The sequence below is a fragment of the Halovenus salina genome (assembly GCF_026410925.1).
In the GTDB taxonomy this organism is placed as follows: Archaea; Halobacteriota; Halobacteria; order Halobacteriales; family Haloarculaceae; genus Halovenus; species Halovenus salina.
In genome coordinates this window covers 481558-497885 of the sequence record NZ_CP112972.1, presented here as the reverse complement: position 1 = coordinate 497885, position 16328 = coordinate 481558, and the positions used below count along the sequence as shown (strand labels likewise).

Genomic DNA, 16328 nt, shown 5'->3' with positions numbered 1-16328 from the left:
TCACACGCTCTGTGCGAGGAGGAAGAATACGCTCAGGTGAACCGAAAGGAAGGCAATCAACAACAGGACAGGCACGCGTGCAGAGACGTGCCAGAGCGCAGAGTAATCCCCCGAAATACTGCCGCTCCGCCAGGTTCGGACCGCGTCGACAGTGACGTACAGAAGCGTCACCGCAATCGAACACAACAACAAGGACCCGCCCAGACTGCGAAAGCCCGCGAGACTCACGCCGAACGCCACCGGGACGACGACAAGCGTCTGAACGATTTCACCGCCGGTGACGAACCGTTCGAGATTCTCGTAGCTGGGTTCGTGGCGCTCGTAACACGTCCGGTACTGGTCGAACTCGTGTGGAGAGACCCACTCTCCCTCCCCGCGCAGGGCGAGATACCGGGGAACCAGTGGGCTGACGAGTTTCATCTCGGAACGAGGGACGCCGACGATTCGCCCGCCGCTGTAGTAGTGTCCGAGCTGGTGTACCATCGCGACGGCCCACAGGAGAAGTGGAATCGGCCCGAACTCGACCAGTCGACCAAGCATAGGTAGAGACGGGACGGCGACTGTCTAATATGGTGTGGTTTCCTGCCGAACCCAGAAAGTCCTTTGTCCAGGGGTGTCTTTGTGCGGGTATGATAGACGAGACAGCCGAGGAGATCGCCGGAATGCAGACACACAGCTCCTCGGAGGTGGCGATCAAGGCCGCACGAGCGCTCAAGTCGGTCGCCGACCGCGAGTTCCCGTCGGTGGGTGACTACAAACGGAGCCTCGAACGCAACAGCAACGCCCTCCGTCGAGCGAACCCCTCTCATGCATCGTTGCACAACACACAGCGCGAAATCGTGCGCAGAGTCGACGAGACGGATACCGACACCGTCGGTGAGGCCAAGCAACGGACAGCCGAGATTATCGACGAAGTCATCGAGCGTGTCGAACAGGGGAAATCGGCGGCCGCCAGCCGACTCGCAGACCTCCTGGGTGACCGAGAGACGCTTTTGACACACGATTACTCGACGACGGTACTCTCGGCGATAGAGACCGCCGTCGAGGACGGCGGCGAGTACACCGTCTACGTGACCGAATCCCGCCCGCGATATCTCGGCCGGAAGACTGCGCGCCGACTGGCCGAGACCGATGGCGTCGAGACAAAGCTGGTCGTCGACAGTGCCGCCGGAAGCTACCTGCCCGAGTGCGACCGCGTCCTCGTTGGCATGACCTGTATCGTCGACCGGACACTCCACAACCGCGTCGGGACGTACCCACTGGCCGCGACAGCAGCAGACAGCGGTGTCCCGGTACTCTCGGTCGGGTCGGGTGCGAAACTCATCGAAGGCGGCTTCCGGTTCGAAAACGAGCACAGAGCAGCGAGCGAGGTGATGCGAGAGCCGGCCGACGGGTTCGAAATCGAGAACCCGGCTTACGACGCCACGCCCGTCGAATTGCTCGACCGTATCGTGACCGACAAGGCGGTAATCGACCCGGCGTCGCTCGGGTAACTCGCGGAGTAAACGTTCGTAGGGATTTTTATTTCGGGCACGTGTTGGTGGAGATGTGAGCACCCTCGTCCTCTGTATCTATCGGGAAGATGACCTCGACGCCGAGTCGCCAGTGGTCGGTTCCGAGGCGGTCGAGGACCTTGTGACGACCGTCGGTGTCGAGGACCCGGAGGACAGCCGAGTCAACTGTCTCCTCGAAGGGCTCCGGGTCACACGTGACCTCGACGACGAGACCATTCTGGCGGTGCTCAGTGGCGAGGGCGATACGGTCACGTTCAACCGTTCGATTGCCGCACAGGTTGACGAACTTGTTGCGACGTACTCGCCGGAGACTGCCGTTGTCGTCGTCGACAGCGCCGAGGATGAGCGTCTCGTGCCGATAATCGAGAGCCGCATCGCCGTCGACGCCATCGACCGGGTCGTCGTCAGACAGGCCCGCGATATCGAGTCGACCTACTACCTGCTCAAACAGTTCCTCGCAGACGAGGAGCTGCGCAAGACAGTTCTCGTGCCAGTCGGACTGACGTTACTCGCGTTTCCGGCACTGTTGGCGGTTTCAGACAGCATTACGGTCTCACTGGGTGCGATTACGACTGTTGTTGCCCTCTTTCTGTTGTACAAAGGACTCAATATCGACTCACTGCTGGCGGCGTTTTCGACCAACGTCAGGGATGCCCTCTACGCGGGGAAAGTCTCGCTTGTCACGTACGTGGTGGCCGGCGGTCTCGCCCTCGTGGGGCTGTTCGTCGGCGCGTTGGGCGCTTCATCCCTCGAGAGGGCGACCGCAGGTGAGCTGGTGTTGACGATGCAGTTTCTCTACGACAGCATCCCGTGGCTCACGGGTGCGGCGCTTATTGCCAGTGCCGGCCGACTGCTAGACGAAGTCATCCGCGACGACGACATCGGGTCGGCGTACGTCAATCTCCCGTTTTTCGCGGTCGCTGTCGGTCTCATCGTCCGTGGATTTGCGGCGTACGTCATCCAGCGGTCCGACGTGTCAGAACCGTTTGTCGTAGCCGAAATGAGCTATGGCCCAATCGAGGTCGATCAGTTCTCGGTCGCGCCAGAGACGCTGCTCGCCGTGTTCATCCTTAGTGGCATCGTCGTGAGCCTGTTTGGCGTACGTGTCGCGGCCTACGTCAACAGCGTCGGCTACGACAACCTCGAACAGCGGAGCTAAGCGTCGTCGGACTCCGCCTGTGGCGTCTCGGCGTCGTGTTCGGTCACCCGAACACCCTTCCCGGCGAGATACCGCATCCGCTGGCGGGCGAACTCCTCCTCGCGCGTGCCTCGCGTTGCGAGTACGTACATGCGTGCGCGGCCGGTCGGTCGCATTGTCCGGCCCGCACGCTGGGTTCCCTGGCGTCGGGACCCGCCCAGGCCCGAGGCGACGATAGCAAGTTCCGCACTCGGCAGGTCGATACCCTCGTCGCCGACCCGTGAGACGACGAGCGCCGAGAGGGTTCCGTTGCGGAACTGCTCGAAGAGTTTCTCCCGTCTGGCGTGGGGCATCTCACCGCTGATGAACGGCGCGTCGAGTGCGTCGGCGTACGCCTGTCCCTGGTCGAGGTACTCCACGAACACCAGCGCCTGCTCGTCTGGATGACGTGAGAGGAGATGTCTCGTCTCCGCGAGCTTGGCCGGGTTCGTCGCAGCCGCTTGGCGTCGAGCGTGTCCCTTGGTGCTCACGTACTCGTTTTGTGTGTCCTCCGAGTCCCAGGGGACGTACCGAATCTCGACCTCTGGCTCGGCGACGTAGCCGGCCTCGAACAGCGCGTCCCAGTCGGTTCCGATTGGTGGCCCGATGAGCGTGTAGATGTCCTGTTCCATGTCGTCTTCCCGGACTGGACTCGACGAGAGACCGAGGCGGTGGCGGCTCTGGAGATCCGTGCTCCGCCGGTAAATTGGTGCGCTGATGTGATGGACCTCGTCGTAGACGATAAGACCCCACTCCCGGCTCCCGAAGAGCTGTCTGTGTCGGTCCATTCCGGCGGTCCGGTATGTCGAAATCGTGACTGGGCGAACGTCCTTCGCGCCGCCGTGGTACTCGCCGACCTGCGCCTCGGTGAGCGAGGTGTGTGCGAGAATCTCCTCGCGCCACTGGCTCGCGAGCTCTCGCCCCGGTACCAAGACGAGTGTCTCGCCCCCGACGGCGGCGAGGACGGCAAGGGCAGTCACGGTCTTCCCGCTTCCGGGCGGTCCGACGAGCACGCCCGACCGAGTTTCCAGAAAGTTCGAGAGCCACTCCTCCTGATAGGCCCGCAGGTCGAGTTCGAGGTCCACGTCGAGGTCCTCACCGCTATCGAGGTCGCGCTCGTCGCGAACCGGGTACCCTGCCTCGTAGAGAATTCGTTTGACCTCGGCGACGCTCTCGGCTGCGACCCAGCTTTCGGTTTCCGAGATTGGTGCCCGCAGTTGTTCATCGTCGAGTTTCTGGCGGGCGACGTTCCCCATGAGGTCGTCTGTTTCGGCTTCTAACACCACGTAGCCGTCCTCGTGGGTGTACATCCGGAACCGGTTTGCCCGCTCGTACTGGCTTTCGAGGAACTCTTCGAGATGGGGGTATCGCTCGGGGAGCACGTCTCTCACTGTCTCTAACAACGCATCGAAGCTATCGTATGGGGCCTGCCAGATATCCTCCTGCCGAATCTCGTACATGTAGGCCCCTGAGCCGGTCGTATCCACGAGGTGGGCAAACTGCGAGAGCTGGGCGCGGGTGAGTTGTGTCGGGTGGTCGACCACCAGCTCGCGTCGTTCCGGAAAGACGACGACGCGCTCGCGGTCGGCCATTCGGGCCCAGTCACTCGGATACCAGACCACCGGGTCGGTGGATACGTCGAGTCGCTGCGCAACACCCTCCTCGACGAGGAGGTCCAGCCGCTGGGTCGCTTCGTCCTGAGAGATATCGTTCGCCTGTGCGTATCGGGTCGCGTTGACAACTGGGCGGCCAGTCTCTTCAAGTGTCTCGTACAGCTCGGTATCGCTGTCCGTGTCTGTCTCCTCGTCAGTCACTGGGGAACGTTTGGTTGTAGACATACAAACGGCTTGTGACCCGGCGGGCCGACCCCACGAAACACCCACGTTTTTTAACCTGTGACCGGCGTAGTTGAGCACAGTCAGATGATTCGTCACGAGGATGTCTGCGTGCTCATCCCGACGTACAACGAGGCCGAGAATATCGGCGACGTGATAGAACGATTTGAGGGAGTCGGGTTCGAGCACATCCTCGTCATCGACGGCGGCTCCGACGACAGGACCAGACAGATTGCTGAGAATCTGGGGGCGACGGTCCACATCCAGGGCGGGGACGGCAAAGGCCAGGCGGTCCGCGAGGCGATCGACTACATCTCCCAGCCGTATATCCTGCTCGTCGACGGCGACTCGACCTATCGCCCCGAAGAGGCCGGCAGAGTCCTCGCACCGCTGTTCACGGGCGAGGCCGAACACGTCATCGGCAACCGCTTTGCCGATATGGAATCCGGGGCGATGACCCGCCTCAACCAGATTGGCAACGGAATCATCAACCGCGTATTCCGGACAGTTCACGGCCGAAATCTGGTCGACATCCTCAGCGGCTACCGCGCGTTCACCCGGGAGTCGTTCGAACGGCTCTCGCTTTCGGCCGACGGCTTTGGTATCGAGACCGAGATGTCTGTCGAGTGTGTCCGAAACAACATCCGGACGACGGTCGTGCCGATTACCTACGAGCCACGACCGGACGAGTCCGAAACGAACCTCCGGCCGTTCCGAGACGGCGGGAACATCATCGTGACGCTGTACCGACTCGCGAAAAAGAACAATCCGCTCTTTTATTTCGGCAGCGTCGGCGGGCTGAGTATCCTGGCTGCGGTCGGGCTTTCGCTGTTTGTCGTCTACCGATGGGTCGTAGCCAGTATCTCACACGAGGTGCTCGCACTCGCGGCGGGCGTTGCGCTGTTGTTCGGCGTCCAGTTGGTCATGTTCGGCGTGCTCTCTGACCTCATCCTGACCTCGAACCGAGAGCAGAGCCAGCGCATCGAGTATCTCATCGACGAGATTGATACAATCGACGCCCCGACGGGAGCCGACGACAGCCCATCGCCAGAGATGGCGGGAGACGATCACGAGGAGCCAGACGTGGGACACGAAGCGGTCGGCGAGAAATAAACTAGAACGGGACCATCGCCCGGAGTCGGCCCAGAATCGACCCCGAGATGCGCTCGCGCCGCTGCTCGAAGACCGGGTGTAGCTCGTTGAGCAGTTCCTGTTTGTCGCCGAAGTGGTCGCACGGACAGTCTGACAAAATTGCGGCGAGTGTGGCCTCATGGCCGCTCGGGTCGACCGCGATCTGCTTGTCGCCGTAGTTGTCGGCGAGTTCCCGGTTTGTGATCGGGAACGAGACGCCCCACTCCTTGACGGCGGCGTCGACGGCGACGATACCAAACTCGATAGTGTCCGGTTCGTCGTCGATGTCGTTCGATGGTGGACGGGCAGCCATTACCAGAGACATGTCTGTTCTCCCTCAAAAAACATACTGACTCCCGTCCGCCGTGGCGACCAGTTCTCGCGGGGTTTATCACTCGGCCGCGCGTTCAATCTGGCATGAGTGAGGCCGACCAGTCCGAGACCGGACGCGAGGAGATTTGGCTGGAGAAGTACCGTCCACAGCGACTCCACGACGTGGTGGGCCAGGAGACAATCGTCGAGCGCCTCCAGAGTTACGTCGACCGTGACGACCTGAGTCACATGCTGTTTGCCGGCCCTGCCGGTGTCGGCAAGACCACGAGCGCTATCGCCATCGCCAAGGAGCTCTACGGGGACGAGTGGGAGGAGAACTTCCTCGAACTGAATGCCTCGGACGAGCGCGGTATCGACGTGGTCAGAGACCGGGTAAAAAGCTTCGCCCGAACCTCGTTTGGCGGGCACAACTACCGTATCATCTTCCTCGACGAGGCCGACGCATTGACATCTGACGCCCAGTCAGCGCTCCGCCGGACGATGGAACAGTTCTCGAATAACGTCCGTTTTATCCTCTCGTGTAACTACTCATCACAGATTATCGACCCAATCCAGTCCCGCTGTGCCGTCTTTCGGTTCTCACCGCTGCCCGACGAAGCTGTTGAAACACAGACGCGAAAAATCGCCGAGAGCGAGGGTATCGAGATAACCGACGACGGCATCGAGGCGCTGGTCTACGTCGCTGGCGGGGACATGCGCGCGGCAATCAACGGGCTCCAGGCTGCCGCAGTCACCGGCTCAACCGTCGACGAAGAAGCCGTCTTCGAGATTACGAGCACTGCAAGACCGGAGGATATCGAGGAGATGGTAACACTCGCACTCGACGGCGATTTCACCGCTTCACGGACACAGTTGGACCGGCTTTTGACCGATGAGGGAATTGCGGGCGGCGACATCATCGACCAGCTTCACCGCTCCGTCTGGGAGTTCGACCTCGACGACGAGGCAGCAGTCACGCTTCTGGACCGAATCGGCGAGACCGACTACCGTATCACCGCTGGCGCAAACGAGCGGATTCAGCTCGAAGCCCTGCTCGCCTCTGTCGCGCTGGACTGACCACAGCACTGACTCGGAACTGTTTTAGGGACAGATGGGCCACCATATATCAACAGATGAGCGACCTGGAGGAGGAATACCAACTCGACTATTTCGCCGAGAATGGGTTCACTCGAACGGAGTGCACGGAGTGTGGGGGTGCCTTCTGGACGCGAGACGAGACACGGGCGACCTGCGGGGAGCCGCCCTGTGACACGTACAGCTTCATTGATAATCCGGGGTTCGACGAGAGCTACACTGTCGAGGAGATGCGCGAGGCGTTTCTCTCCTTTTTTGAGGAACACGGCCACGAACGCATCGACCCGTACCCGGTAGCTGCAAACCGGTGGCGCGACGACGTGTTGTTGACACAGGCCTCGATTTATGACTTCCAGCCGCTGGTTACCTCGGGCGAGACGCCACCGCCGGCGAATCCGCTGACAATCAGCCAGCCCTGTATCCGGATGCAGGACATCGACAATGTGGGCAAGACCGGTCGGCACACGATGGCCTTCGAGATGATGGCCCACCACGCGTTCAATACCCGAGAGGATGCCGACGACTACGCCTACGATGGGGAGGTGTACTGGAAGAGCAAGACCGTCGAACACTGTGACACGCTACTCGGTGAGATGGGCGCAGACCTCAACGACGTCACCTACATCGAGGACCCCTGGGTCGGCGGCGGCAACGCCGGTCCCGCAATCGAGGTTATCTACCGAGGTCTCGAACTGGCGACGCTCGTTTTCATGTCGATGGAACAGGACCCCGACGGCGAGTACGAACTCAAAGACGGCAACCGGTACTCGAAGATGGACACCTACGTCGTCGACACCGGCTACGGTCTCGAACGCTGGACCTGGATGAGCCAGGGGACACCGACGGTCTACGAGGCCATCTACCCGGAGATGATATCGTTCCTCAGGGACAACGCAGGCGTCGAATACACCGACGAAGAGGAGGCGATTATCCACGACGCCGCACGCCTGTCTGGCAACCTGGATATCGACGACGTAGACGACGTCGAGGCCGCCCGCGGTGATATCGCGGCAGAGCTCGGTGTCGACGTCGAGCAGTTGCGGAGCTTGCTCGAACCGCTCGAAGACATATACGCCATCGCAGACCACTGCCGGACGCTCGCCTACATGCTCGGCGACGAGATTGTCCCCTCGAACGTCGGGACTGGCTATCTCGCCCGGATGGTGTTGCGCCGGACGAAACGGCTCGTCGACACCGTCGGCGTCGACGCACCGCTCGACGAACTGGTCGACATGCAGGCCAAGCGGCTCGGCTACGAGAACCGGGATACGATTCGTGATGTCGTACGGACCGAGGTCGACCGCTACAGAGAGACCCTCGACAGGGGCTCGCGCCGTGTCGAGTCGCTCGCAGAGGAGTACGCACAGGAGGGGGAGCCGATTCCAAGCGACGAACTCGTCGAGCTATACGACTCTCACGGCATCCAGCCCGACATGGTCGAGGAAATCGCGTCAGAACACGGGGCAGATGTCGCGGTTCCTGACGACTTCTACTCGCTGGTCGCACAGCGACACAACGACGAGACAGAGACCGAAGATGAGCAAGAGGAGGGCCGCGCCAGCGGGCGCTACGAGGACCTGCCCGCGACCGAGCGGCTCTACTACGAGGACCAGGGCCGGATGGAGTTCGAGGCGATGGTGCTCGAGGTGTTCGAACACGACGACGGCTACGATGTCATCCTCGACCAGACCATGTTCTACCCAGAAGGTGGCGGCCAGCCCGCTGACCACGGGAGCATCTCGACCGACGATGAGACCGGCGAGGTGCTGGACGTTCAGCAGGTCGGCGACATCATCGTCCACCATACCGACAGCAATCCTGGAAAAGGTGAGTTCGCACGCGGCCAGGTCGATGCGGGACGGCGGCGGCGTCACATGCGCCACCACACGGCGACACACATCGTCGGGCACGCTGCCAGACGGGTGCTTGGCGACCATATCAGGCAGGCCGGCGCACAGAAGAGTACAGATAGCGCACGCCTGGACGTGTCGCACTACGAGTCCGTGTCACAGGCAGAGGTCGACGAAATCGAGCAAATCGCAAACGAGGTCGTGATGGAAAACGCCGCAGTCGACCAAGAGTGGGTCGACAGAAACGAAGCCGAGTCCCGATACGGGTTCGACATCTACCAGGGTGGTATCCCCGAAGGCGAGCAGATACGCTTGATTCACACGAGCGACGACACCCAAGCCTGTGGCGGAACCCACGTCTCCCGAACCGGCGAAGTCGGCGCGATAAAGCTGCTCGGGACCGAGCGCATCCAGGACGGTGTTGTCAGGCTGACCTTCGCCGCAGGCGATGCCGCCATCGAGGCGACACAACACACCGAGGCGCTGCTCTCGGAGACTGCGTCTCTCTTCGACGTGAGCCACGAAGAGGTTCCCGAGACCGCAGAGCGCTTTTTCGAGGAGTGGAAAGAACGGGGCAAACGCATCGAGGAGCTAAAAGAGGAACTCGCCACCGTCCGCGCCAGCGGGGGCGGTGACGGCGAGGAAGTCGAAATCGATGGGATGCCGGCAGTAATCCAGCGTCTCGACGGCGATATGGAGGAGCTCCGGGCGACAGCGAACGCGCTCGTTGACGACGGCTCGATTGCCGTCCTCGGGTCGGGTGCCGAAGGCGCGCAGTTCGTCGTGGCCGTGCCGGACGGCTGTGCTGTCGACGCAGGACAGGTCGTCGGCGAACTCGCCCGTCGTGTCGGCGGCGGTGGTGGTGGGCCATCGGACTTCGCACAGGGCGGCGGCCCCGACGCCGAGAAGGTCGACGGCGCGCTCGAAGACGCGCCGGACATACTGCGACAGGCCCTGGACGCCTGACGTAACCGGTTTACCCGACCCGGTTGTAGACGCGACTGTGCCAACGACGACCGCCGACGACGGAACGGAACTGTACTACGAGGTCGAGGGTTCGGGAGAGGCGATTACCTTCGTCGGTGAGGCAGGGCTCGGCGCGTGGCAGTGGGGGTCACAGTACGCGGCCATGACAGGACCGTATCAGACGGTCGTCTGGGATTTTCGGGGCACTGGCCGCTCAGGGTCGCCGTCCGGCGACCTCAACGTCGACCGTCTGAGTCAGGACCTCGAATCAGTTCTCGCCGCCGCAGACTGCAAGAACTGCCATCTCGTCGGTGCCGGCCTCGGCGGGATGGTCTGTCTGCGCTATGCCCGCATGTTCGACCGTGCCGAGACACTCACGCTGTTTAACACTGCTCCCAGCGGCGAGACGGTCGACCTCGATGCGTTGGAAACGCTCTGTCTCCCTGGAACAGACCGAGAGGACATCGAATCGTCGCTGTCGGTCGCCCTCTCGCCGGAGTTCCGTGACGCGAACCCCGAGGTACTCGACCGCATCGTGGGGTGGCGAGGTGAGGAAAACGCAGACGCAGGCGCGTTCGCAAAACAGGCCGCCGCTATCGAGGGGTTCGAGGCAGACCCATTGTACGAGCTGACGGTTCCGACGCTAGTCTGTCAGGCCCAGGACGACCCTGTGGTTGACTCGACGGTCGGGGAGGAGCTGTCGGCGGACCTCCCCCGCGGAACATTTGTCCCCGTCGAGGGTCGACATCTCTGCTTTTTCGAACACGCCCGTCCTGTCACCGACCGGATGCTCGGATTTATCGAGGACGAATCCGACTGATGGTCCGAAAGCTGCCCCACCCCGAGACACAAGACACTTTGATGCAGTTCACTTGATTGTCAGCTATGGCCAACTCTGTCGGACTCACGGGATACGACTACTACGTCCCAGAGAACGTCGTCACAGGAGCCGAAATTGCCGAGGAGAGTGGAATACCCAAGGAGGTCGTCGTCGAGAAAATGGGCCTTGCAGAGAAGCGGGTCTGTCCGCCCGACGAGGACCACGCGACGGATATGTGTATCGAGGCCGCCAACGGCGCACTCGCGGATGCTGCCGTCGAGCCGGCGGAGGTCGACCTCGTGCTCTATCACGGCAGCGAGTTCAAAGACCACATCGTCTGGTCTGCGGCGGCAAACATCGCCGACCGACTCGGAGCCACAGACGCCTACGCCACCGAGAGTTACACGCTGTGTGCCGGTGCACCGGTCGCACTCCGCCAGGTCCGGGCCCAGCTGGTCGCCGGCGATATCGAGACTGCACTGCTCGTCTCAGCCAGCCGCGAGGAGGACCTCGTCGACTACACCAACGAGAACGCCTCGTTCATGTTCAACTTCGGGAGCGGCGCGTCAGCGGCTGTCCTCGAACACGACCCAGACCGAAGCCGGACGCGGGCACTCGTCCACGGGAGTGACGCGGTCACGGACGGCTCCTTTTCCGAGGATGTGGTGATGCCGGCGGGCGGTTCCGTCGCGCCACCCAGCCACGAGACCGTCGAGGCAGACGACCACACACTCGACGTGCCCGACCCGGACGGCATGAAAGAGCGACTCGGCGAGGTGAGCCTCGACAACTACCTTACCGTCGCCGAGGGAGCGCTCGAACAGTCAGGGTACGAACCAGACGATATCGACTTCGTCGCCGTCACCCACATGAAGCGGTCGTTTCACGACCTCCTGCTCGACAGGTTGGGTCTCGATCCCGAGTCCGACGGCTACTATCTCGACGAGTACGGCCACGTCCAGAGCGTCGACCAGATTATCGCGCTCGAAGAGGGACGCAAGCGTGGTCGGGTCGAGTCGGGCGACGTAGTCCTCTTTCTCGCGGCAGGCACCGGCTACACCTGGGCCGCGACCGCGCTCGCATGGCTCGGGTGAGCGGGTAGGTTTTTGCGTCTCGACCGGTAATCAGGGACAATGACACGACCTCGGATTGCGCTGTTGAACGCGGCATACGAGCCCTACAACACGCGACGGAACTTCAGGCGGGAACTCGACGCCGACCTCGTCGAGTACAACGTCACGGACGGCGATATCCCGGAGACGTTCGATATCGACGGGCTGGTCGTCACCGGGTCACGGGCGTCTGTCTACTGGGACGAGGAGTGGATAGACGATCTCGAACCGTGGGTCGCCGAGGCCCTCGACAGAGAGATTCCAGCACTGGGAGTCTGTTTCGGCCACCAGTTCCTCGCTCACGTTCTCGGTGGCGAGGTGGAGGGGATGGACGAGTACGAACTCGGATACACGACGGTCACCCGGACCGGCGAGTCGACGATTCTCGACGACCTGCAAGCGGAGTTCACCGTCTTCGAGACACACTCGGACAGAGTCGTCTCGTTGCCAGAGGGTGCCCGCCGAACCGCCGAAAACGAGTATGGCATCCAGGGGTTCGAGACCGACTCGGTCTACGCCGTCCAGTTCCACCCCGAGTACGACCAGCAGACCGCACGCGAGGTGACCGAGGGCAAAGAGAACGTCCCCGAGGCGAAAGTCGAGGAGGTCCTCGATGGTATCGATGAGAGGACCCACGGAAAGGCCTGTGAGGCAAAGCAGTTGTTCGAGCGCTTCACCGACGTTGCGAGCGCCCGGGCGGCCGCCGAAGCAAACTGACACCGCCGGAAGGGACAACCGTTAAACGCGACCCAGCCCTCACTGCAGGCAATGCATGGGCGGAGGCTCGCGACGACAGACAGGCTCATTGTACTGGCCAGCCCCGACTGTGGCGAGGGACTGGACCGAATCCGTGAGTGGGCAGACGAGCACGGCATCGACGTGTCTGTGGTCGATATCGGAAACGACATCGGCGACGTCTACGAGCCCGACGCGCCGACGCTGGGTATCACACTCGGCGGCGACGGGACCTTTCTCGAAGGTATCAAGCAGTTCACAACCTACGGAATTCCACAGCTCGGCGTCAACGCCGGCACCCTCTCCTTTCTCGCCAGAGTCGAGACCGACGACATCGAGGCTGCGCTAGAGGAGGTGATTCGCGGCCGGGCAACCGTCGATAGCCGCCAGAAGCTCCACGTCGAGTCGAGCGGACTGGACACCACCGGCATCAACGAGGTGACCGTCGAACGAGTCCCTCCTGAGAACCCCTTCGACCGCAAGGTCACACGCCTCGAAGTGTTCGCGGACGACGAGTACGTCGGCCAGTACGAGGGCAACGGCGTTGCTGTCTCCACGCCGACGGGCTCGACTGGACTCTCGCTGTCGGCCGGTGGCCCAATTCACATGCCAGGCGACAATCACTCGCTCCAGATTGTCCCGCTTCACACCCACCGTCTCGGCTCGCGGCCGCTGGTGATGGCGGCCTCGACGGAGATCGAAATCGTCACCCGCGGCCAGGCGAGTCTCCTCGTCGACGGCGGACGGGCACAGAAGATACTGAGCGAAGAGAGTGTCGTCCACATCACGGGGGCCGACGAGAAGGCCCACGTCGTGCGGACGAGCTACGACGACCAGTTCATGACCGCGATAACGGAAAAGCTCGGCTGGGGCCTCCGAGACACCGACGACGGCCCTCGCGAGTTGCTTTCGGAGGATATTCCGCCCAAAGAGCCGACATTTCTCGAACACGCCCGCGACATCGCTATCGAGGCCGCAGAGAGCGTCGGCGAGCCGCTGCGGGAACTCCACGGCCGGGTCGAGGACATCACCTACAAGAGTAACAAATCAGATATCGTCACAGAGGCCGACCACCGCGCCAACCGCATCATCACCACGGTCATCGAAAACGAGTTCCCCGACCACAGCATCTTCTCTGAGGAGAGTGAGTTCATCGAGGGGTCGAGCCCCTACAAGTGGGTTATCGACCCCGTCGACGGGACCGGCAACTTCGCCCACGGCAACCCACAGTACTCCGTCTCGATTGCCCTGCTGGAGGAGGGAACGCCGGTCCTGGGTGTCGTCTATGTCCCCGAGACAGACGAGACCTTCCACGCCATCGAGGGCGGTGACGCCTACAAGGGCGAGACGAAAGTCGTGACCACGGACCGAGACTCACTCGACGAGAGTATGCTGCTGTCGGGATACGACCCCGACGGCGGCTTTCTCACCCACTTCTACGAGCAGACACAGGGAGTCCGGTCGCTCGGATCGGCGGCCCTAAACCTTTGTTATCTCGCAAACGGCAGTGCAGACGCTGTCTGGGAGTACGACACCTATCCCTGGGACGTGGCGGCCGGCCTGGTCATCGCCCGGGCTGCGGGGGCGACAGTCACCGACCGCTACAACGAACCGTACACCGTCAAGTTCGGCGTCGACGAGCGGCGGTCGCTTCTTGGCTCGAACGGCCTGTTACACCCCGTGTTGTACGAGCATCTCGACTCCAGCGACCTTGTGTAGCCGGACGCGGACGCCGGGAACGGGCCTTCCGATGGATTTAACCAGTTGTCTCCCCCACCTTCTCGTAATGGCTTTTGAGGCGTTACTGGAAGACCCAGTCATACAGAAGTACCTCCACGAACTCGTCGGTCCGAAGGGGATGCCCGTCGCAGCGGCACCCCCGGACGGCGAGGTGACAGACGAGGAACTGGCCGAGGAGCTGGGACTTGAGTTGAACGACGTTCGCCGGGCACTGTTTATTCTCTACGAGAACGACCTGGCGAGCTATCGGCGGCTCCGAGACGAGGATTCGGGCTGGCTGACGTATCTCTGGACCTTCGAGTACGAGAAGATTCCCGAACAGCTCGAAACCGAGATGCACCGCCTGTTGGCCGCGCTCGAAGACCGCTACGAGTACGAGGGAGACAACGAGTTCTATCTCTGTGAGCGGTGTGGGATTCGCTTCGAGTTCAATGAGGCCATGGAGTTTGGCTTCGAGTGCCCCGAATGTGGCTCACCGGTCGACGCAATGGAGAACACCCGCCTCGTCGACGCGATGGAGACCCGCATCGAGGAGCTCCGGGACGAACTAAACGTCGAAACCGCGGAAATCGAGGGCTGATGGCTGTAATATTTGAGGAACGACGATGGTAGTGCTGGCGGCCAAATGTTACGTCGACGGTGACGCGCGAGAGCGAACGCTCGACTCGCTGTCGTCGATGATTGCCGACGACATCGGCGACCTCGATGTCGAGAGCGATATGGGACTGCGCGAGGACGGATTCCCGTCTGTCACGCTTGAAGGGCCCGACGCGACGGCGGCCCGGAACCTCCTGCGGTCTCGCTGGGGAGAGATTACGCCACACTTCGAGAAGGGTGAGACATATGTCGGCACCCTCGAAGGCTGGGACGACGACGGGTTCGTTCTCGACGCCGGCAGAGAAATTCGGATTCCCCGCGGCGAGCTGGGGCTTGGACAGGGAACGCCCGAGCAGATTCGAACCCGGTTCGGACTCGTCCAGCACACCCCGCTGCGGTTCGTCTACGGTGACCCACCGAGCCTGGCAGCCGAGACACAAGACACTCTCTACGAGTGGACGCGTGGCGACGGTCGGCTCAACGTCAACAGCGCAACACGAGCAGAAGTGCGAGCAACGGTCAACAGAGCCGGTCACGCAGAAGACATCGTCACCGTCGAGCGTCTGGGACTGCTTGAACAGAGCATCGTCTGCAAGCCGAACACGGACCCGCCAGGGTTGCTCGCAAGCGTCGGCGACTACCTCCGGGCGGAGCTGCTCTGTGTCGTCCCATGAACAGGCGCGTCCTCGCTACCGTCGCGGTCGCAGCGCTCGTCTTCCTCTCAGGGTGTTCGATACTCGGTGGCGGCGGCGATTTAGACGAGGACGACCTGTTGGGCGATCAAGAGTACGACTGGAACACGACGGCAAACGCAACCTACGACCTGTCGGTGTCGTCTGATTCGTTCGCCGCAGTTGCCAACGTCCACAACCGAAGCTCACTCGAGGTGTACCAGTCGACTGCGTTCCGTGGCGACCAGTCCGTCTCGGTTGGCGACCTGAAGTTCCGGTTCCTGAACGGGACCGTCGTGAACGCGACACACCCGGGACTGACGGCGAACCGAGGGTCCGAGGAGACAGAAATCGTGCTGCCGGCGGACAACGGCACAGTCGCCTGGACGGAGTCGAGAAGCGGCAAACAGTGGAGCGTGCCCGTCGTCGTCGAGGGTTCTCACGAAGTGCGGCTCTCTAACTCCTCCCGGGTTGGGATTCCGCTTCTCTCACAGACCAGCCCCGACCCCGACGAGTCCACCGTCGAGGACGACCAGATGACGCTGTATTACGACGATATCGACGGCGGAAGTCTCTCGGTTCGGTATTATCTCGTCCGCGACCTCTATCTGTTCGGGGGAATCGGGGGCATCGCGCTGTTGCTGGGTGGTGGCGGCGCGATATACTATCTCCGCGAGATTCGGGCCGCACAGAAAAAGCGCGAGGATGTCGGTCTCGACGTCGAGTACGACGACGACCTCGACGACGACGGGCCGCCGCCAGGAATGCGGTAG

15 protein-coding genes are annotated in these 16328 nt (G+C 62.2%); 12 read left to right on the top strand and 3 right to left on the bottom strand.

Annotated elements, in window-relative coordinates; translation table 11 throughout:
- The gene (locus OSC37_RS02425; protein WP_267163013.1) at nucleotides 1–540 is read right to left on the bottom strand and encodes a hypothetical protein; all 540 of its coding nucleotides are present in this window, start codon (nucleotides 538–540) and stop codon (nucleotides 1–3) included.
- A gap of 89 nt (nucleotides 541–629) precedes the next feature.
- Here OSC37_RS02425 and OSC37_RS02420 point away from each other — a divergent pair, with 89 nt between their 5' ends.
- Both OSC37_RS02420 and OSC37_RS02415 read left to right on the top strand, forming a co-directional pair.
- The gene (locus tag OSC37_RS02420) at nucleotides 630–1493 is read left to right on the top strand and encodes an eIF2B alpha/beta/delta subunit family protein (protein WP_267163012.1); all 864 of its coding nucleotides are present in this window, start codon (nucleotides 630–632) and stop codon (nucleotides 1491–1493) included.
- A gap of 55 nt (nucleotides 1494–1548) precedes the next feature.
- A complete protein-coding gene (locus OSC37_RS02415) occupies nucleotides 1549–2673 on the top strand; it encodes a DUF373 family protein (protein ID WP_267163011.1) in 1125 nt (374 codons plus the stop codon).
- On the opposite strand, the gene OSC37_RS02410 is transcribed toward OSC37_RS02415, so the two are convergent.
- The gene (locus tag OSC37_RS02410; RefSeq protein ID WP_382184048.1) at nucleotides 2670–4529 is read right to left on the bottom strand and encodes a DEAD/DEAH box helicase; all 1860 of its coding nucleotides are present in this window, start codon (nucleotides 4527–4529) and stop codon (nucleotides 2670–2672) included. The two genes, OSC37_RS02415 and OSC37_RS02410, sit on opposite strands and share 4 nt — an antisense overlap.
- Nucleotides 4530–4613: 84 nt before the next feature.
- On the opposite strand from OSC37_RS02410, the gene aglJ reads away from it, so the two are divergent.
- A complete protein-coding gene (gene aglJ / locus OSC37_RS02405; RefSeq protein WP_267163009.1) occupies nucleotides 4614–5639 on the top strand; it encodes an S-layer glycoprotein N-glycosyltransferase AglJ in 1026 nt (341 codons plus the stop codon).
- Between the two features lies 1 nt (nucleotide 5640).
- Here aglJ and OSC37_RS02400 read toward each other — a convergent pair whose 3' ends face one another.
- A complete protein-coding gene (locus tag OSC37_RS02400) occupies nucleotides 5641–5970 on the bottom strand; it encodes a DUF5789 family protein (RefSeq protein WP_267163008.1) in 330 nt (109 codons plus the stop codon).
- A 104-nt stretch (nucleotides 5971–6074) separates the two neighbouring features.
- Between OSC37_RS02400 and OSC37_RS02395 the strand changes: the two genes are divergently transcribed.
- The 9 genes from OSC37_RS02395 (at nucleotide 6075) to OSC37_RS02355 (ending at nucleotide 16328) form a co-directional block, all read left to right on the top strand.
- Nucleotides 6075–7046 (top strand): replication factor C small subunit, encoded by a 972-nt coding sequence (locus tag OSC37_RS02395; protein WP_267163007.1) that lies wholly within the window; start codon nucleotides 6075–6077, stop codon nucleotides 7044–7046.
- Between the two features lie 56 nt (nucleotides 7047–7102).
- The gene (gene alaS, locus OSC37_RS02390) at nucleotides 7103–9880 is read left to right on the top strand and encodes an alanine--tRNA ligase (RefSeq protein WP_267163006.1); all 2778 of its coding nucleotides are present in this window, start codon (nucleotides 7103–7105) and stop codon (nucleotides 9878–9880) included.
- 37 nt (nucleotides 9881–9917) lie between these two features.
- Complete coding sequence (locus OSC37_RS02385) at nucleotides 9918–10700, top strand: alpha/beta fold hydrolase (protein WP_267163005.1); 783 nt, start codon at nucleotides 9918–9920, stop codon at nucleotides 10698–10700.
- 65 nt (nucleotides 10701–10765) lie between these two features.
- Entirely contained in the window at nucleotides 10766–11794 is a 1029-nt protein-coding gene (locus OSC37_RS02380) for a 3-oxoacyl-ACP synthase (RefSeq protein WP_267163004.1), read from the top strand.
- 39 nt (nucleotides 11795–11833) lie between these two features.
- Nucleotides 11834–12529 carry a type 1 glutamine amidotransferase gene (locus OSC37_RS02375; protein ID WP_267163003.1) on the top strand — a complete coding sequence of 232 codons (696 nt, stop codon included), beginning with the start codon at nucleotides 11834–11836 and terminating at the stop codon, nucleotides 12527–12529.
- 51 nt (nucleotides 12530–12580) lie between these two features.
- Nucleotides 12581–14266: an NAD(+)/NADH kinase gene (locus OSC37_RS02370; RefSeq protein WP_267163002.1), complete on the top strand. Its 1686-nt coding sequence runs from the start codon at nucleotides 12581–12583 to the stop codon at nucleotides 14264–14266.
- A gap of 67 nt (nucleotides 14267–14333) precedes the next feature.
- Nucleotides 14334–14867 carry a transcription factor E gene (gene tfe, locus OSC37_RS02365; protein WP_267163001.1) on the top strand — a complete coding sequence of 178 codons (534 nt, stop codon included), beginning with the start codon at nucleotides 14334–14336 and terminating at the stop codon, nucleotides 14865–14867.
- A gap of 25 nt (nucleotides 14868–14892) precedes the next feature.
- Nucleotides 14893–15558: a DUF2110 family protein gene (locus OSC37_RS02360; protein WP_267163000.1), complete on the top strand. Its 666-nt coding sequence runs from the start codon at nucleotides 14893–14895 to the stop codon at nucleotides 15556–15558.
- A complete protein-coding gene (locus OSC37_RS02355) occupies nucleotides 15555–16328 on the top strand; it encodes a DUF5803 family protein (protein WP_267162999.1) in 774 nt (257 codons plus the stop codon). The genes OSC37_RS02360 and OSC37_RS02355 overlap by 4 nt, the downstream gene beginning before the upstream one ends.

What these genes read in the sequence shown, in the direction of transcription:
- OSC37_RS02425 (WP_267163013.1), bottom strand. Translation starts at nt 540, where the DNA reads ATGCTTGGTCGACTGGTCGAGTTCGGGCCGATTCCACTTCTCCTGTGG.
- OSC37_RS02420 (WP_267163012.1), top strand. Translation starts at nt 630, where the DNA reads ATGATAGACGAGACAGCCGAGGAGATCGCCGGAATGCAGACACACAGC.
- OSC37_RS02410 (WP_382184048.1), bottom strand. Translation starts at nt 4,529, where the DNA reads ATGTCTACAACCAAACGTTCCCCAGTGACTGACGAGGAGACAGACACG.
- aglJ (WP_267163009.1), top strand. Translation starts at nt 4,614, where the DNA reads ATGATTCGTCACGAGGATGTCTGCGTGCTCATCCCGACGTACAACGAG.
- OSC37_RS02400 (WP_267163008.1), bottom strand. Translation starts at nt 5,970, where the DNA reads ATGGCTGCCCGTCCACCATCGAACGACATCGACGACGAACCGGACACT.
- OSC37_RS02395 (WP_267163007.1), top strand. Translation starts at nt 6,075, where the DNA reads ATGAGTGAGGCCGACCAGTCCGAGACCGGACGCGAGGAGATTTGGCTG.
- alaS (WP_267163006.1), top strand. Translation starts at nt 7,103, where the DNA reads ATGAGCGACCTGGAGGAGGAATACCAACTCGACTATTTCGCCGAGAAT.
- OSC37_RS02380 (WP_267163004.1), top strand. Translation starts at nt 10,766, where the DNA reads ATGGCCAACTCTGTCGGACTCACGGGATACGACTACTACGTCCCAGAG.
- OSC37_RS02375 (WP_267163003.1), top strand. Translation starts at nt 11,834, where the DNA reads ATGACACGACCTCGGATTGCGCTGTTGAACGCGGCATACGAGCCCTAC.
- OSC37_RS02370 (WP_267163002.1), top strand. Translation starts at nt 12,581, where the DNA reads ATGCATGGGCGGAGGCTCGCGACGACAGACAGGCTCATTGTACTGGCC.
- tfe (WP_267163001.1), top strand. Translation starts at nt 14,334, where the DNA reads ATGGCTTTTGAGGCGTTACTGGAAGACCCAGTCATACAGAAGTACCTC.
- OSC37_RS02360 (WP_267163000.1), top strand. Translation starts at nt 14,893, where the DNA reads ATGGTAGTGCTGGCGGCCAAATGTTACGTCGACGGTGACGCGCGAGAG.
- OSC37_RS02355 (WP_267162999.1), top strand. Translation starts at nt 15,555, where the DNA reads ATGAACAGGCGCGTCCTCGCTACCGTCGCGGTCGCAGCGCTCGTCTTC.